Genomic DNA, 16159 nt, shown 5'->3' with positions numbered 1-16159 from the left:
GGGGCCCAGGGGGTGCGTGACACCGGACCGCGGCCCGGCGTACGGGGCCGCCCGCCCACCCGCTCCCGGGGAGCGGGTCCGTCGCCAGCGCCAGGAGTTCGCCGTGCCCACGACCTCGTCACCGTCCGCCGCCTCGTCCGAGGACACCGCGCCCAGGAGCGCACGCGAACCGCGGCTGCGCGCACTGCGGCGACGACAGCCCGCCCGGAGCCGGCCGGCCGGGGCGCCCGCGGACGACTCCGGCGCGCCGGGGCGGAACGCGACGGCACTCGTCGCGGCGCTGCTCGGCTTCACGGTGATCACCGTCGACGTCTCGGCCGTCAACATCGCGCTGCCCGCGATCCGGGACTCCCTCGACGGAGGCATGGCCGGACTGCAGTGGGTGGTCGACGCGTACACCCTGATGTTCGCGGCCCTGATGCTCTCCGCCGGCGCCTTCGCCGACCGGGTCGGCGCCCGCCGCGCCTACGCCTGGGGCACCGCCCTCTTCACCCTCGCCTCCCTCGGCTGCGCCCTCGCGCCCGGCATCGGCGTGCTGATCGGTGCGCGCGTGACCCAGGGCGCCGCCGCCGCGGTGGTGATGCCGGCCTCGCTGGCGCTGATCCGCCACGCCTACGAGGACGCCCGGGAGCGCGCCCGGGCCATCGCGCTGTGGACGGTCGGCGGGTCGGTGGCGATGGCCGCGGGCCCGGTGCTCGGCGGGCTGCTCACCGACGGGGCCGGCTGGCGGTCGGTGTTCCTGCTCAACCTGCCGGTGGGCGCGGTGATCCTCGGCCTGCTGGTGCGGGTGGAACGCTCCCCCCGGCGGCCCGCCGCGCTGGACGGCGCCGGCCAGCTCACCGCCGTACTGGCGCTGGCCGCCCTGGTCTTCGCCGCCATCGAGGGCGGCCACCTGGGCTGGACCAGCGTGCCGGTACTGGCCGCCGTCGTGCTCGCCGCCGTCTGCGGGTACGCCTTCCACCGGGTGGAGGCCCGGCACGACCGGCCCATGGTCCCGCTCGGCATGCTGCGCGATCGCCGGGTGGCACCCGCACTGGCGGTCGGCTTCGCCCTCAACGCCGCCTTCTACGGCGGGATCTTCGTCCTGGGGCTGTACTACCAGCAGTTGCGCGGCATGTCGGGGATCGCGGCCGGGCTGATGTTCGTCCCGATGTCGGTGCTGGTGACGGCGACCAACCTGGTGTCACCGCGGCTGGCGGAGCGGATCGGCCGACGGGCGGTGATCGTCATCGGGCAGGTGCTGTTCAGCGCGGCGATGGTCACCATGCTGCCGCTGGCCGCGCACACCCCCCTGTGGCTGGTGGTGGTCCTGCTGGTGCCGCTGAGCGTGGGCGGCGCGCTCGCGGTGCCGGCGCTGACCGCGCTGCTGATGGACGCCGTACCGGGCCGGCGCGCGGGGATCGCGTCGGGGCTGCTCAACGCGTCCCGCCAGACCGGCGGCGCGCTCTCCGTGGCCCTGTTCGGCAGCGTGCTCGCCGGTTCCGGCGGGGGCTTCTCCCTGCCGGGCATGCGTCTGGGCCTCCTGGTCGTCGCCGCCTTCCTCCTGGTCACCGCCGGTCTCACCCGCCTCCTGCTCCCGCGCGGCTGACGCCCCGGGCGTCAGCCCGCGACGCGCCGGCGCGCGAGGTGGACGGTGAGGCCGGCGGTCGTCCCGACCCGGTCCGGCAGCACCCGCACGATCCGGCTGAGGACCCGCCCCCGTTCCGACGCCGGCAGGACCGGACGGGCCGAGACGGTCGAGAGATGGCCGACGTGATCGCGGGCGCTCATCGTCGGACGCCGTGCGAGCACCGTCTGCCGCACGTCGGTGAACCCCTGCGACCGTCGGAGCTCCGTGCGCGACCGGACACGCCGAGCATCGTGGCGGGTGGTACGGACGGGGCCGGGGCCTGCGGGAGCGCCCGGCCGTCACGTCGTGTTCCCGGCCCTCGCCGCCGGGGTCGGACGGCCGCAGCCGAAGGCCGCCTCCACGAAGCACTGGTGGTACGCGGCCTGCGCACCCTGGCGCAGCGCGTGTTCCAGCGTTCTCGGCGCCGGCGGGACCCGCCGCGACCATCCGCGGCGAAGCAGGCTCACGACGAACCCGGCGAGGAAGGCGTCTCCGCAGCCCATCGTGTCGGACATCGTCCCGGGGTCCGCGAAGCGGGCCGGCGCGGTGGCCGTGACACGTCCGTCGTACGCGACCGCTCCGTCGAGGCCACGGGTGGCGAGCGCCATCCCGGCACCCCGGCCCACCACCTCCGCGAGCAGCCCGCGCGTCGCGGGCTCGTCCAGGTGCGAGCACGACAGCAGCGCCAGGTCCACGTGGGGACAGACCCGGTCGAGGTAGGCGGGGGTGCGGAACTCCTCCTCGTCGGAGAAGTCGAAGCTGATCAGCGGACCGGCCGCGGCGAGCCCGGGCAGTTCGGCCTCGGTACGGGAGTAGACGCTGGAGTGCACCAGCGAGAACGACGCCGCGTAGGCCATCAGGACCGGGTCCAGCACGAGCGGCTCGCGCACGGCCTCGCCGCCCTCGTCGTAGGCGAGGAACACCCGGTCGCCGTCCCGCACGTGCAGGGTGGAGACCGAGGTCCCGCCCCGGCGCACCGGGCAGTGGTCCACGGCGACGCCCTGCGCCGTCACGGCCGCACGGAGGTGGACGCCGAGGTCGTCGTCGCCGAACACCCCCAGGTAGGCGGCGTCCAGACCGAGCCGGCGGGCGTAGACGGCGACGTTGACGCAGTTGCCGCCGGGGTAGTCGGTGCCGCGGTCCACGAAGCGGTCGACGGTGTTGTCGCCGAAGCCGAGCACGTTCATCAAGGTCTCCCGAGGCGCGGACACGGCGTGCGGGGAACGCGGCGCCCGCCGTGGGCGCGCCGGTGCCGGGCACCGGCGCGCGGGTGGATGGGCGAGGGGGAACCGGCCCGGCGGTCAGTAGTCCATGACGCGGTAGTAGCGGCGCAGGTCGAGCGAGTGGTCCCGCACCCGCTCCAGGTGCTTGCTGACCCGGTCCATCACCGTGTCCAGCACCAGCGGGGCGAGCAGTCCGCGGAACTCCGGGCTGATGCCCTCCAGGGGGTAGTCGCGGGTGTCGAAGACGGTGACGTCCTTGGAGACGCGCTTGGCGAAGGCCTCAGCCCGGTCGGTGAGTGCCCGCGTCTCGTCCTCGCCCTGGAAGACGATCACGCTGGTGTCCTCCTCCAGGAGCTCCAGCGAGCCGTGGAAGAACTCCGCGCTGTGCACCCGGGTGGTGCGCAGCCACTGCATCTCCTCGAGGATGCACATGGAGTAGAGGTAGGTGAATCCCCACAGGTTCCCGCCGCCGATGAGGAAGTGGTAGTCGTCGTCCTTGTGGGCCTCCGCGAAGGCCGCCGCCACCGGCTCGGCCTGCCGGGCCACGTCCACCAGGACGCGGGGCAGGCCCGCCAGCTCGTCGGCCAGCCGCTCGTAGCCCTCGAACTCGCCCCGCCGCGACAGCAGCCGGCCCATGAGCAGCAGCAACTGGACGTCGAACGGCCAGGCCTTGGGCGCGGAGATCAGCGCGGTGTCCACGTTCTGCGCGACGGGCGAGTCGGGGTGGCCGGTGAAACCGATCGTGAGGGCGCCGCGGGACCTGCAGTGGTCGATGGCGCGGAGGCTGTCCTCGGTGGTGCCGGAGACGGAGGTGAACACGGCGGCGGTGCGCTCGCCGAGACGGGCGTCGCCGGAGACGACGAGCTCGGCGGCGACGGCGGCCCGGACCGGCAGCAGCGAGGTGCGCCGGGCGAGGTGCTCGTAGGGCCACATCTGCGCGTACGTCCCGCCCGCGCCCACGAGGAGCACGTTGTCGTACCCGTCGTCGATCAGCCGGTCGGCGACCTTCTCGATCTGGGGGCGCAGCGCCACGAGGCTTTCCGTCTGGGCGACGAACTCGGCTTCGTTGAAAGAGAGCACGGTGATGATTTCCTTCTGTGGGTTGTTCCGCACCGGCCGGCGGGTGCCGGGGGGCCGGTGACCGAAGGGGCGCGGGGACCGGACGGGTCAGGCCGCGCGGCGCCGGGAGAACAGCACGTTCGCCCCGGCGATGACGAGACCGCCGACGAAGATCAGCGTTCCCATGACGTTGACCTGTGGGGGAACGCCGGTACGGCTGGCGCTGTAGACCCACAGCGGGAAGGTGACCGTACGGCCGGCGTTGAAGCTGGTGATGACGTAGTCGTCGACGGACAGCGCGAAGCACAGCAGCGCGCCGGAGGCCACGCCGGGCAGCAGCATCGGCAGGGTGACCAGCCGGAACGCCGTCCAGGGACCCGCCCCCAGGTCACGGGCGGCCTCCTCCAGCGTGGGGTCGTACCCCGCCATGCGAGCCCTGACGGTGATGGCGACGTAGGGGATGCAGAAGGCCACGTGGGCGATGACGACCGTCCAGTAGCCGCGGGGTACGCCCAGGACGATGAACAGCGACAGCAGGGCGGCGCCGAGGGCGATCTCGGGCGCCGCGATGGCGGCGAACATCAGCAGGTCCACGGAGCCCCGGCCATGGAAGCGGTAGCGGCCGAGCGCCAGTCCGATCGGGGTGCCCAGCAGCGTGGCGACCACGGCGACGACCAGGGCGATGGTGAGGCTGTTGACCAGGGCGGCGGTCAGGTTGGGGATGGCGAACAGGTGCCGGTACCAGTCGAGGGTGAAGCCCTGCCAGGTGAAGTTCACCCTGCTGCCGGTGTCGTTGAAACCGAACAGGATCATGACGGCGATCGGCAGCAGCAACCAGACCAGCACCAGCCCGGTGTACAGGGTGAGGGCGGGGCGGCGTCGCACGCGCCGGGCGGGGCGCGGTCGCGCGGCGGTGGGCGCGTCGGTCGCGGGGGCGAGGGTCGGTGCGGTCATCGCGCGGCCACCTCCAGGACCTCGTCGGTGCCCAGGGCGCGGGCGTAGGTGAACACGGCCAGCAGCAGCGCGCCCATGAGCACGAAGGACAGGGCGGCGGCGCCGGGGTAGTCGAGGTTGGTGAAGTACTCGGTCTGGATGATGTTGCCGATCATCGTGGTGGAGGGGCCGCCGAGGATGCCGGCGTTGACGTAGTCGGCGGATGCGGGCACGAAGGTCAGCAGCACGCCGGCGAAGACACCGGGCAGCGACAGCGGCAGCACCACGCGCAGGAACGTCCCCGCCTTGGAGGCGTACAGGTCGGTGGAGGCCTCGATCACCTTGGGGTCCACGCGTTCCAGGGCGACGTAGATCGGCAGCACCATGAACGGCAGGAAGTTGTAGGTCAGTCCGCCGATCACCGCGTACGGAGTGGCCAGCAGGTGGAAGTCGTCGGAGAGCAGGCCCGTGTCCTTCAGCGGCCCGAGCAGGACGCCGTGGTCGGCGAGCACCACGTTCCAGGACTGGGTGCGGATGACGAAGGAGACGAAGAACGGCAGCAGGAGCAGGAAGAGGAACACCGACTTGTGCCGGCCGGCCCGGAAGGCGATCCAGTACGCCACCGGGTAGCCGATGAGGGCGCAGCAGACGGTGGCAGCGGCGCCGTAGACCAGGGACCGGACCAGTTGCACGTGGTAGGTGCCGACCGCGTCGGCGTAGGTGCTGAAGTGCCAGGTCTGGCGGAAGCCGTCGATGAAGTCGCCGGTCTGCAGCGACAGGGACACCATCACGATCATGGGGGTGACGAAGAAGGCGGCCAGCCACAGCCAGCCCGGCAGGATCAGCCAGTAGGGCGCCAGCGCGGCCCCGGGACGCTGGGACCGGCGCTTGCGGGTCACGCCTGGTAGATCGGTTCGAACAGCGCGTTCCACTGCTTCTCCTCCTCTTGGTCGAGCACCCGCAGGTGGCGCAGCCTTGCTTTGTCGGCCTCGGTCGGGAAGACCAGAGGGCTGGTGCTCAGGGCGTCGAGCACGGCGCGCCGCTCGCCGGTGGCGGCGGCCGCGTCACGGGCGACGATCTGCTGCGCGGCGGGGACCGGGCAGACGAACTGGACGGTCTCGCTGATCTTCGCGGCGACCTCGGGCCGGTAGACGTAGTCCATGTAGGTCAGCGCGTCGACGGGATGGGCGGCCGTCGACGGGATGCAGAGGTTGTCGGTCCACAGCAGACCGCCCTCTTCGGGGATGACGAACTCCAGTGCCGAGCCGCTCTGGTTGGCCTGGAAGACATCGCCCGAGTACACCAGCGAGGCCGCCAGGTCGCCGCGCTGGAGCGAGGACTGGTAGGTCGCCGTGGAATAGGAGCGGACCATGCCGGCCTCGCGCTGCTCCCGCAGCCAGGCCGCCGCCTTGCGCCAGTCGGCGTGGGTGGAGGTCTCGGGGTCGACGCCGATGGCCAGCAGGGCGATGTTGCCCATCTGGACCGCGTCGTTCCACATGCCGATCCGGCCCTTGAGCTTCGGGTCGCGCAGGTCCTGCCAGCTGGTGATCTTCCGGCCGACCCGGGCCGGGTCGTAGCCGATGCCGGTCATGCCGGACTGCCAGGGGACGGTGTAGACGTTGCCGGGGTCGAAGGAGGTGTTCTTGAACGCGGCTCCGCCGTGTTCGGCGAAGTGGGGCAGCCGCGTGTGGTCGAGCGGGGCGAGGTACCCCAGTTGGATGTACTTGGTGAGGTAGCTGTCGCCGCCGACGACCATGAGGTCGTAGCCGATGCCCTGGCCGGAGGCGAACTCGGGCTGGATCTTGCCGAACCAGGAGGCGCTGTCGTCGATCAGCTCGTCGTAGCCGACGTCGATGCCGCTCTCGCGGGTGAAGGCGTCCAGGGTGGGATGCCTGCTCTGGTCGGCGGGGTCGACGTCGATGTACTGCGTGTAGTTGACGAATTCCAGCTTCCCGGACCGCTTCCTGCCGGTCCAGAAGTCGCTGACGGCCGCGGCGATCTCGGCCTTGCCGGTGGGGACGTGCACGCGGGCGCCGGGAACGCTGCACGCGGCGAGCGGGGCCAGCGCGGCGGCGCCGAACGCGGCGCGCAGCAGCCCGCGCCGGGTCAGGCCGCGCGGCCGGGGCGCGAAGGGTGTGGAGTGCTCGGGCATGGTGGTCTGCCTGTCGTCAGCGCGAGGTGAGGGAAACCGGGCCGGCGGTGGTCGCCGCGGGGCCGGGTGCGGTGGTGAGCAGGTAGGAGTGGGCGGTGGCCCAGGAGAGCCAGACGGTGTCGCCGCGGGCCGGGTTCACGGGCGCGGTGCCGTCGTTGGGCTGGAAGACCGTCATCTCCGCGCCGGTGCGGGTCTCCACCGTGTAGCTGGTGGACGTACCGAGGTAGACCACCTCCCGGACGGTGCCGCGGACACGGCTGGCGCTGTCCGCCGGCCCGGTGGTCAGCCTGATCTTCTCGGGCCGCACGGTGATCTCGACGGCCGATCCGGGACTCCGGGAGCCGCGCAACGTGACCGTGATGCGGTCGCCGTCGCCGAGGTCGACCACCCCGGTCCCCGCGTCCGTGGACGTCAGACGCCCGCCGATCAGATTGGAGGTGCCGATGAACCCGGCGACGAACGCGGTGGCGGGCCGTTCGTAGACCTCCTGCGGTGAGCCGACCTGTTCGACCAGGCCGTGGTTCATCACCGCGATCCGGTCGGACATGGTCAGGGCCTCGGCCTGGTCGTGCGTGACGTAGACGAAGGTGATGCCGACCTCGCGCTGGATCCGCTTGAGTTCCAGCTGCATGGACTGCCGGAGCTTCAGGTCGAGGGCGCCGAGGGGTTCGTCGAGCAGCAGCGCGCGGGGACGGTTGACCAGGGCGCGGGCGAGTGCGACGCGTTGCTGCTGGCCGCCGGAGAGCTGGCGGGGGCGGCGGTCGGCCTTGTCGGCCAGTTCGACGGTGTGCAGGATCTTGTCGACCCGGTCGCGGATCTCGTCCTTGGGCACGCGCCGGCGGCGCAGTCCGAACGCCACGTTGTCGGCGACGCTCAGGTGCGGGAAGAGGGCGTAGGACTGGAAGACCATGTTGATGTCGCGCTTGTTGGCCGGTACGCCGACCATGTCGCGGCCGTGCAGGAGGATCTGTCCGCCGGTCGGCTCCTCGAAGCCGGCGATCATCCGCAGGGTGGTGGTCTTGCCGCAGCCGGAGGGACCCAGCAGCGAGAAGAACTCGCCCTCGCCGATCGAGAGGTCGACGCCGCGGACGGCCGCCGCGTCCCGGGCGCCGCCGAAGTCCTTGACCACGTCGACGAGGTCGATGGCCGGGCCTGCGGCCGGTGGCGGCGAGAGGGTGTCGGGTGCCATCCGTGAAACCTCCGGTGTTCGGGGCGTGGGATCGGGGCGACCGTGCACGCGGGCATGCCGTGGTCGCCCGGGGAGAGGCGGGCGGGCGGTTGCCGGTGGATTTTGATAACGTTACCAACGGGCTCGTACCTTACCCACCGGCAGGCGCCGTCCGTCAATGGTTGAATGGCGCTGGATTTCATCGACCCGTCCCTCGGCGTCCGCCGAGCCGTCACCGACGAAGAGACCGCCCATGCCGAGCACCCCCCGACCGCCGCGCCGCGTCACCATTCCCGACGTCGCCCGGCACGCCGGGGTGGGACAGGCCACCGCCGCGCGGGTCCTGGGCGGGTACGGGTCGGCGAGCGCGGCCACCCGGGAACGCGTCCTGGCCGCCGCCGCCGAACTGGGCTACAGCACCAACGCGGTGGCCCGCAGCATGATCAGCGGACGTACCCACACACTGGGCGTGGTGGTCGCCGACGTGGAGAACCCCTACTTCGCCCGCGCGGTGCGCGGCGTCACCGACGTCGCGGCCAAGACCGGCCTCCAGGTCGTCCTCGCCAACAGCGACGAGAACGGCGAGACGGAGAAGGCCGCGGTGCAGATGTTCATCGAGCGGCGCGTGGACGGCCTGGTCGTGGCGCCCGCCGCCGCCGAGCACGGACACCTCGACAAGGCCGTCGCCTCCGGCATCCCCGTGGTCCTCCTGGACCGGGTGCTCACCGGCGCCGGACTGGACACGGTCGTGGTCGACAACCGCGGTGCCGCCAAGGCCGCGGTGGCCAGGTTCACCGCCGCGGGGCACCGGCGCATCGCGGTCGTCACCTCGGCGTCCGGCGACGAGGACGCCGCGCGGCTGGCGCCGGGCGCGGACATCTGGACCACGACCGAGCGCCTCACCGGCTACCGCCAGGCCCTGCGCGCCGCCGGCATACCCCGCGAGGCCGAGTCGATCCGCCACACCGGATACGACCGGACGTGGGCGCGCTCCGCCGTACTGGACCTGATGAGCTCCGACGACCGGCCCACGGCGCTCTTCACCACCGACAACGTGGCCACGCTCGGAACGCTGGACGCCCTGCTCGACCTCGGCGCCCGCATCCCCGACGACGTCTCGGTCATCGGCTTCGACGACGCGGAGTGGGCCACGCTCGTCCGGCCGCGGCTGAGCGTGGTCGGCCAGCCGGTGCAGGAGCTGGGCGGGCTGGCGGCGGACATCCTGGTCCGCCGCATCAACGGCTCCACCGCCCGGCCCCGCCGCCACACCCTGCGCACCACGTACATCGCGCGCGAGTCGACCGGTCCCGCCCCCGCGCGCGTACGGCGGCTGCGAGTGCCGGGGGAGTGACGGCCCCGGAGGGACGCGTCCGGGCACAGGTGCCGCCGACCGGTCTCCGGTGCACGGGGACTCGACGGTGATGCCGTCGGCGTGCCGGTCCCGGTAGTCTCCGCTCATGTCCGAGACACCGGTGGGGCGCTTCTACGACGAACTGGCCGACGACTACCACCTGATCCACCCGGACTGGGAGGCGAGCGTCCGTCGGCAGGCGGGCGCCCTGGACGCCCTGATCGGCCGGGACCGCGCCGCGGTGCTCGACTGCTCCTGCGGCATCGGCACCCAGGCCATCGGCCTGGCACAGCGTGGGCACCGCGTCACCGGGACCGACCTCAGCCCGCGCGCCGCCGCCCGGGCCGCCCGGGAGGCCGCTCGCGGGGGGATCGGTCTGTCCACGGCCGCGGCGGACATGCGGCGCCTCCCGTTTCCCGACGGCCGCTTCGACACCGTCGTCTGCGCCGACAACTCACTGCCCCACCTGCTGACCGAGCACGACGTGCGCGCCGCCCTGTCCGAGATGCGCCGCGTGCTGCGCCCGGCCGGACTGCTGCTGGTCAGCACGCGCCCCTACGACGAACTGCTGGGCGAGCGCCCGGTGTCGACGCCTCCCCAGGTCCACCGGATCGCCGACCGCGCCGACGGCGGGGAGAAGACCGTCACCTTCCAGCTCTGGCACTGGCACGAGGACGGGGAACACTACGACCTGGAGCACTTCCAGCTCCTCCCGGCGGGCGGGGAATGGCGCGTCCGGGTCCGCCGGACCACCTACTGGGCTCTGGGACGGGACCGGCTCGCCCGCCTCGCGGCCGAGGCCGGGTTCGCCGAGCCCCGATGGCGGATGCCGCAGGAGACCGGCTTCTTCCAGCCGCTGCTCGTCGCCCGCGCCGACGACAGGGCCCAGGACAGTCGTGCGAAAGGGGTGTGTCCGCCGGCAAGTAGCCGGCGGACACACCCCTTTCGCACGTGCCCGCCTCAGGCGTGTCGTCGGGCCCAGAACGGGGTGACGAGAGCGATGAGCAGGGCTGCGACGCCGATCTGCAGGACGTGACGGATCCAGTCGATGCCGCCGGTGTCGCGCACGCCGAAGGCGGTGGCGAGCGCGTTGCCGGCGACGGCCCCGATGATGCCGAGGATGGTCGTCAGCCACAGCGGGATGGGCTGGCGCCCGGGGACGACCAGCTTGGCCAGCAGGCCGATGATGAGTCCCGCGATGATGGCCCAGAGAAACGACACGACTCTCCTCCTTGCGATGCTGCTTGAGTTCGGGCTGCTCTCCGCGTGCCCCCGGGGCGCGGTCGTATGCCTGCCCGGCACCGCACGGCGGATTTCCGGGAGCGGGCGTCACCGTGCGTCGCGGAGCCGGAGGAGGTAGGTCGCGGTCAGTGCCACGGCACGGTCCGCGTCGTGCGACAGCTCCACGAGGGCGCGTGACGCCTTCGTTCCCGGGATGTCCGCCAGCGCCTGGGTCAGCCGTCCGCGCGCGGACGCCCGGGTGGAGCCGTGGGCGAGGCGGCCGACGAGTCCGGTCGCGATCTCGTCCGCCGTCGCGGTGTCGCCCGCCAGCGCACTCAGCGCATCGGCCGCGTCGGTGTCGTTCCTCCCCTCCACGATCATGTCGATGAGCGTCGGGACCGCGTCGGCCCCACCGCGTGTCCCGAGCGCCAGCGCCGCATGGCCGCGGACCACGATGTCGGGGTGCGCGAGCGCCTGCCGCAGCTGTTCCGTGGCCTCGTCACCGGGTATCCCGGCGAGGGTCCGAACGGCACGCTCCCGCACCGCGGCCGCCGGTGAGCCCAGAGCCCGGGCCAGCAGTGCCGGCCCGCCGTCGCCGGATCGCGCCAGGGCCCAGCGCAGGGCCCCGGCGACATTCGGATCCGTCTCGCGCAGGGCCGCCTCGACCAGGGCCTCCGCTGGTACCTCGGCGGCCGAGGAGAGGGCCGCGCGCTGGCGCGCGCCGGCGCTCTTCGATCCCAGGGCCTGGAGGAGCGCGACGACCTGGAGGACGTCCTCCCAGCCGGCGGGGTCCGCCGCACGGATCCGGCACAACCGCGTGAGCAACTCGGTCTCCGCCGCGATGCGTTCACGCGTCCGGCGGATGAGGTCGCCGACGAGCGCCGAGGGCATGGAACCGGGATCGTCGAGCGCGCGTCCGACGTCGCGCAGCGACAGTCCCAGCGACCGCAGGCTCTCGATCTGGAAGATCCGCTGGATGTCCTCCCCGGAGTACTCCCGGTAGCCGGAGCCGGTCCGGCCCGAAGGACGCACCAGACCCAGCGACTCGTAATGCCTGAGCATGCGGGCGCTGACCCCGGAACGCCGCGCCACCTCACCGATCAACACGTCCTATCCTCCTCCATGGCCGGACCCGCCGAGGGCCACGACGCGCTTCGCCTCCTCGATCGCGAACTCGAATCCGGCGTCCGGGGCGCGCAGCAGCCGTCGTGTGGCGAGCGCGTGCGCGCGCACCTGCGGATCGGTGGCCGACTCCGCGGCGAGCAGAACCGGCACCACCACCTCACCCAGCGCGACCAGCGCCCGGCTGAGACTCAACTGCGTCTCCCGGCCGCCGCGCCCGAGCTGCGTCACCAGCACCGTGGCCAACGCCGGTTCCTCGCCCTCCGGAACGAGGACGACCGCGGCCCGCCAGGCGCTGCGCGCCACCTCGTCGTCGGCGTCGCACAGCAGCGTGGGTGTGACCGCCGACCACGCCCGCCGGTCCCCGATCTTGGACAGCGTGTGCAGCGCCTGGCTCCGTGCCTGCGCGCGTTCCTCGCACACTTCGCGGAGCAGCCGGGGGAGCGTCATGGACACGGGGTGGCGGACGAGCGCCCAGGTCAGCATGTCGCGGACCAGGAACTCGGGCTCGATCGCGCATCGCTCGACCAGCGCGTCGACGAACCGCGGATCGGGCGTCGTACCGAGCGTCAGAGCGGCTCGCAGCCGCACGGACGAACGGTCGTCCCGCAATCCCTGGAGCACCCGTGCCGTATCCGTGTCCTGTGCCGTGGCCGTCATGGAGACCACCTCCTCGGCAGGCAGTGAAGACCCTGTCACCGTGTCAAGGTCAAACAGGACCCGCCGCGCGAGCGCCGGCGGGCAGGCGCCTACAGGCGCAGTTCCAGACCGAGGTGCCCGGTCAGCGCGCGGAGGAAGTCGAGGGCGTCGAAGACCTCGCCGGCGGAGCCGACCCCGGTCGCCCTGGTCCGTCCGGTGAGGATGCGGTCGACCGCTTCCACGGCGAGCGGCGCCGTGACGGCGTAGATGTCCTGCCCTCTGGCGATCGCACGCCGTTCACGGCCGCCCGAGCGCACGACGGCGTCCACCAGGAAGGTCTGCGCGGACCGCCCGCGCTCGTCGGCCGCGACCGGCGCCGGAGTGCCGGGGTCCGACAGGTCCTTTGCGGCCTCGACCGTCATGTAGGTGCGCACCTCGGGAATGCGCAGGTGGCTGGGGACCGTGACGACGTCGGCCATCGTGAACTCCCCGAGGACGGCCCGGGTGCCCATCGGTTCGGGAAAGGACCAGTCCATGACCGGCAGCGCGTCCCGGTGGTACTCCAGACGCCCGTCGGTGTAGCGGACTCCCCGGCCGTCCCGCCGCTGCCGGGAGACCACGCCCGCGGCACGCGTCCCCGCGGTGGGGTGCCAACCGCTCAGCCCGTAGGCGATGTGCGCCTCGTCGGCCGTCGTCCAGTCGCCCATCGCCGCGGTGACGAGCAGGTCACCGAGACCGCCGTAGAAGGCCATCGCGGGAACGACGGTCGTCCCCGCGGCGCGGGCGCGGTCCGTGAAACCGGTGAACGTGTCGAGGTTGGCCTCGATCTCGGCCGCCACGTCCACGTACGGGATGCCGGCGCGCAGGGCCACCTCGATCACGGGGGCGGCGGTCGCGGCGAAGGGGCCGGCGCAGTTGAGCACGGCTGCCGCACCGGCCAGCGCACGGTCGAGCGAGGACGGATCGTCGACCGATGCGGGACGGACGTCCCCCGCGCCGCCGCACTCCGCCGCCAGTGCCTCCAGCCGGTCGGCGTCGCGGCCCGAGAGGACCGGGACGAACCCGCGGTCCCGCAACTGCGCCACCACAAAACGCCCGGTGTGCCCGTACGCGCCGTACACCGTGACCGTGCGCCCCGCTGCCATGAATCTTCTCCGCTCGAATGATCCGTGCACTTCCGTGGGGATCATCCTGTCGGGGGAGCGGCCTCCCGCACGAGTGTCCGGAACGACGTGATGCGTACAATTCCGGACGTGAACACAGTCGCGCTGGCCGTCACCGACGGGATGCTGCACTTCGAACTGGCCCTGGCCTACGAGGTCTTCGGCTCCGCCCCGGCCGGTGTGCCGGGTCCCTGGTACGACGTCGTCGTCTGCGGACCGGGCGCCGTGCGAGCCGGCCGGTTCGTGCTGGAGCCCGACCACGGTCTCGACCGGCTCCCGCACGCCGACACCGTGATCGTCCCCGGCTGGGCCGACGTCGACGAGGACCCTCCCGCCGAACTGGTCGACGCGGTGCGCGCGGCCCACGAGGCGGGCGCGCGCGTGGCCTCCCTGTGCACGGGCGCGTTCGTGCTGGCCGCCGCCGGCCTGCTGGACGGGCTCCGCGCGACCACCCACTGGGCGCACACCGACGTTCTGGCCGCCCGCCACCCCGAGGTGACGGTGGACCCGGACGTCCTCTACGTGGACAACGGCAGCGTGCTCACGTCCGCCGGCAAGGCCGCCGCGATGGACCTGTGCCTGCACCTCGTCCGGCTCGACCACGGGTCGTCCCTCGCCAACACCGCCGCCCGCCGCCTGGTCGTACCGCCCCAGCGGGACGGCGGACAGGCCCAGTTCGTCACGACCCCGATGCCCGCCCCGGACAACCACCCCCTCGCGGGATTGTTCCCCTGGGTCCTCGAACGGCTCGACCAGCCGCTGACCGTGGAGGACCTCGCCCGCCAGGCGCGGATGAGCTCGCGCCACCTGGGCCGCCACTTCAGGGCCGCCACCGGCACCACCCCGCTGCAGTGGCTGCTGGCCCAGCGGATCCGCCACGCGCAGGCATTGCTGGAGACCACGGACGACAGCGTCGACACCATCGCGGCGGCCACCGGCATGGGCACCGCCACGACACTGCGCCGCCACTTCAACCGCACGGTCGGCGTTCCGCCGGACACCTACCGCCGCACCTTCCGTTCCAGGGCCGGCGAGCATCACCGCCGCCCCTGAGCTCACCGTTCCCTGTCGGCGGTCCCGGGGGCTTCCGACAGATTCCAGGCGACCGCTCCGACGCCGGGTCCCACGGAGGCGATCTCGTACGTCACCTCGCCCCGCGGCCGCTCGGCGGCCACCAACTCGTTGCCCGTGTCGCAGGGCACTCGGCGCGTGGTGGTCGTCCCGTCGACGGTGAGGCCGACGGTGACGGCCCTGCCGCGGCCGGAGCAGGCGACGGCCAGGAAGTAGCCGGTGCCGGGATCCAGTGCGGGGGCACGGCGGCGGATGCGGCCGGGGAGGTCACCGGCGCCCTCGTCGACGGGCCGGTCCGCCTTCCGGTCCAGGTTCAGGTCCGTGCTCAGGCTGCTCAACGCCGTGCGCCGGTAGACGTTCAGTGGTGAGGTGCCCTCCAGCAGCCGCTGGACGTCGCGCAGGGACCTGGGACTGTGCGTCTCGCCGGCGGCGAACCCGGCGACCGCGTCGGCGGGCAGTGTTCGGACGGCCTCGCGGTACGCGTCGGGGGCGACGGCACGACCCTCGAGTTCTCCCCGGCCGAGCGTCTCGTCGTCGTAGGGCAGGGCGGCGTCGTCACCGATCAGTTCCGCCCCGCCCTCGGTGCCGACGACACCCACGACGTAGGTGTGGCCGGGCTCCAGCCGGGGGGCTCCCTCACGTGCGGCCTCCTCCCTGCCGCCCCAGAGGGTGGTGTACCAGCCGTGGGCCCGCAGGGTGATCTCCCCGGGCAGGCGCGGTGCCCCGGGCCTCGACCAGACGACCTGGGTGACGGTCGCGGTGACCGTCCGGGGAACGTAGTCGCCGTCCTTCGGACCGGCCTCGGCCGCCGACTCCCGCGTGACCCGGACGACGGCGGCGTGGTCACCGTGGGCGACCCATTCCTGCGCGGCGGCCGATCCGCGGAACGGGTCGTACGAGGCGCGGGGGAGCAGCCGGCGACCGTCGTCGGTCCCGATGGCCACCGCGCCGCCGGCGGCCGTCAGCACGACCACGCCGACGGCGCTCCCGATCCACGTGCGTCTCCTCGCTGCCACGGTGCTCCTGTCCGATGCCTGGGGTCCGGTTGGACATCGGTGTAGGACGGCTCCGGCAGCCGTTCGGTTGCGCCGGACGGCCGGCCTCGCCCGGCATCCGGAGGGCCGGCACGGCGTGTGCGTATGCCCCCCGTTCCGTGAAAGGAACGTGCCGGTTCCGTGTTTGCGGGGGCGAGTTGGGAGCACACGTCGGCCAGGAGGTTGATGACAATGGTTCCCCTGCTTCTGGTTCTTCTTCTGGCCCTGATCCTTTTCGGCGCGGGTTTCGCGCTCAAGGCCCTTTGGTGGGTCGCGGTGATCGTCCTGGTGGTGTGGCTGCTGGGCTTCGTCGTCCGCCCGGCGGCCGGCGGCCGCAAGGGCCGCTGGTACCGATGGTGATGCCTGCCGCGGCCTGAGCGGCACCGCGAAAGGCGGTGTGTGAGGGGCGGGTTC

General features: G+C 72.8%; 16 protein-coding genes and 1 pseudogene. 5 read left to right on the top strand and 12 right to left on the bottom strand.

Translation table 11 applies throughout. The features are described from left to right. The first annotated feature begins 184 nt into the window (after positions 1-184). Complete coding sequence (locus tag ACZ4V6_RS26655) at positions 185-1588, top strand: MFS transporter (RefSeq protein ID WP_467832469.1); 1404 nt, start codon at positions 185-187, stop codon at positions 1586-1588. A gap of 11 nt (positions 1589-1599) precedes the next feature. Here the strand turns inward: ACZ4V6_RS26655 and ACZ4V6_RS26650 are convergent, their stop codons facing one another. The 7 genes from ACZ4V6_RS26650 to ACZ4V6_RS26620 all read right to left on the bottom strand — a co-directional run bounded on the left by ACZ4V6_RS26650 (position 1600) and on the right by ACZ4V6_RS26620 (position 8165). Continuing rightward, positions 1600-1770, bottom strand: coding sequence for a hypothetical protein (locus ACZ4V6_RS26650; protein WP_467832106.1), 171 nt, complete (start codon positions 1768-1770; stop codon positions 1600-1602). A gap of 138 nt (positions 1771-1908) precedes the next feature. Further along, positions 1909-2796 carry a PfkB family carbohydrate kinase gene (locus tag ACZ4V6_RS26645; protein WP_467832104.1) on the bottom strand — a complete coding sequence of 296 codons (888 nt, stop codon included), beginning with the start codon at positions 2794-2796 and terminating at the stop codon, positions 1909-1911. A gap of 114 nt (positions 2797-2910) precedes the next feature. Further along, the gene (locus ACZ4V6_RS26640) at positions 2911-3912 is read right to left on the bottom strand and encodes an SIS domain-containing protein (RefSeq protein WP_467832103.1); all 1002 of its coding nucleotides are present in this window, start codon (positions 3910-3912) and stop codon (positions 2911-2913) included. A gap of 87 nt (positions 3913-3999) precedes the next feature. Beyond that, positions 4000-4845 (bottom strand): ABC transporter permease, encoded by an 846-nt coding sequence (locus tag ACZ4V6_RS26635; RefSeq protein WP_467832101.1) that lies wholly within the window; start codon positions 4843-4845, stop codon positions 4000-4002. Further along, a complete protein-coding gene (locus ACZ4V6_RS26630) occupies positions 4842-5723 on the bottom strand; it encodes an ABC transporter permease (protein WP_467832098.1) in 882 nt (293 codons plus the stop codon). Before ACZ4V6_RS26630 ends, ACZ4V6_RS26635 begins: the two co-directional genes overlap by 4 nt. Next, a complete protein-coding gene (locus tag ACZ4V6_RS26625; protein ID WP_467832096.1) occupies positions 5720-6976 on the bottom strand; it encodes a polyamine ABC transporter substrate-binding protein in 1257 nt (418 codons plus the stop codon). The genes ACZ4V6_RS26630 and ACZ4V6_RS26625 overlap by 4 nt, the downstream gene beginning before the upstream one ends. 16 nt (positions 6977-6992) lie before the next feature. Next, positions 6993-8165: an ABC transporter ATP-binding protein gene (locus ACZ4V6_RS26620; RefSeq protein ID WP_467832093.1), complete on the bottom strand. Its 1173-nt coding sequence runs from the start codon at positions 8163-8165 to the stop codon at positions 6993-6995. 232 nt (positions 8166-8397) lie between these two features. Between ACZ4V6_RS26620 and ACZ4V6_RS26615 the strand changes: the two genes are divergently transcribed. Both ACZ4V6_RS26615 and ACZ4V6_RS26610 read left to right on the top strand, forming a co-directional pair. Beyond that, complete coding sequence (locus tag ACZ4V6_RS26615; protein ID WP_467832090.1) at positions 8398-9495, top strand: LacI family DNA-binding transcriptional regulator; 1098 nt, start codon at positions 8398-8400, stop codon at positions 9493-9495. 106 nt (positions 9496-9601) lie between these two features. Continuing rightward, positions 9602-10372 (top strand): annotated as a pseudogene (locus ACZ4V6_RS26610) (class I SAM-dependent methyltransferase); the annotation flags it as partial. An 83-nt stretch (positions 10373-10455) separates the two neighbouring features. Here ACZ4V6_RS26610 and ACZ4V6_RS26605 read toward each other — a convergent pair. From ACZ4V6_RS26605 to ACZ4V6_RS26590, 4 genes are all read right to left on the bottom strand, one after another. Further along, positions 10456-10716 carry a GlsB/YeaQ/YmgE family stress response membrane protein gene (locus tag ACZ4V6_RS26605; protein WP_077800826.1) on the bottom strand — a complete coding sequence of 87 codons (261 nt, stop codon included), beginning with the start codon at positions 10714-10716 and terminating at the stop codon, positions 10456-10458. A 108-nt stretch (positions 10717-10824) separates the two neighbouring features. Further along, positions 10825-11823, bottom strand: coding sequence for a MerR family transcriptional regulator (locus tag ACZ4V6_RS26600; protein ID WP_467832087.1), 999 nt, complete (start codon positions 11821-11823; stop codon positions 10825-10827). A gap of 3 nt (positions 11824-11826) precedes the next feature. Next, complete coding sequence (locus ACZ4V6_RS26595; RefSeq protein ID WP_467832086.1) at positions 11827-12498, bottom strand: HEAT repeat domain-containing protein; 672 nt, start codon at positions 12496-12498, stop codon at positions 11827-11829. 89 nt (positions 12499-12587) lie between these two features. Continuing rightward, positions 12588-13622, bottom strand: coding sequence for a saccharopine dehydrogenase family protein (locus tag ACZ4V6_RS26590; RefSeq protein WP_467832084.1), 1035 nt, complete (start codon positions 13620-13622; stop codon positions 12588-12590). Positions 13623-13712: 90 nt separating this feature from the next. On the opposite strand from ACZ4V6_RS26590, the gene ACZ4V6_RS26585 reads away from it, so the two are divergent. Next, the gene (locus ACZ4V6_RS26585) at positions 13713-14693 is read left to right on the top strand and encodes a helix-turn-helix domain-containing protein (protein WP_467832082.1); all 981 of its coding nucleotides are present in this window, start codon (positions 13713-13715) and stop codon (positions 14691-14693) included. Between the two features lie 2 nt (positions 14694-14695). Here the strand turns inward: ACZ4V6_RS26585 and ACZ4V6_RS26580 are convergent, their stop codons facing one another. Beyond that, on the bottom strand, positions 14696-15727 hold the full coding sequence (locus tag ACZ4V6_RS26580; protein WP_467832080.1) for a hypothetical protein: 1032 nt from the start codon (positions 15725-15727) through the stop codon (positions 14696-14698). 210 nt (positions 15728-15937) lie between these two features. Between ACZ4V6_RS26580 and ACZ4V6_RS26575 the strand changes: the two genes are divergently transcribed. Next, positions 15938-16105, top strand: a complete 168-nt coding sequence (locus ACZ4V6_RS26575; RefSeq protein ID WP_467832467.1) for a DUF5670 family protein — start codon at positions 15938-15940, stop codon at positions 16103-16105. Positions 16106-16159: the final 54 nt, after the last annotated feature.

The sequence above is a fragment of the Streptomyces sp. NPDC029152 genome (genome assembly GCF_055564355.1).
Note: the sequence above shows the minus strand (reverse complement) of the source record. Positions and strands in the feature narration are given on the sequence as shown.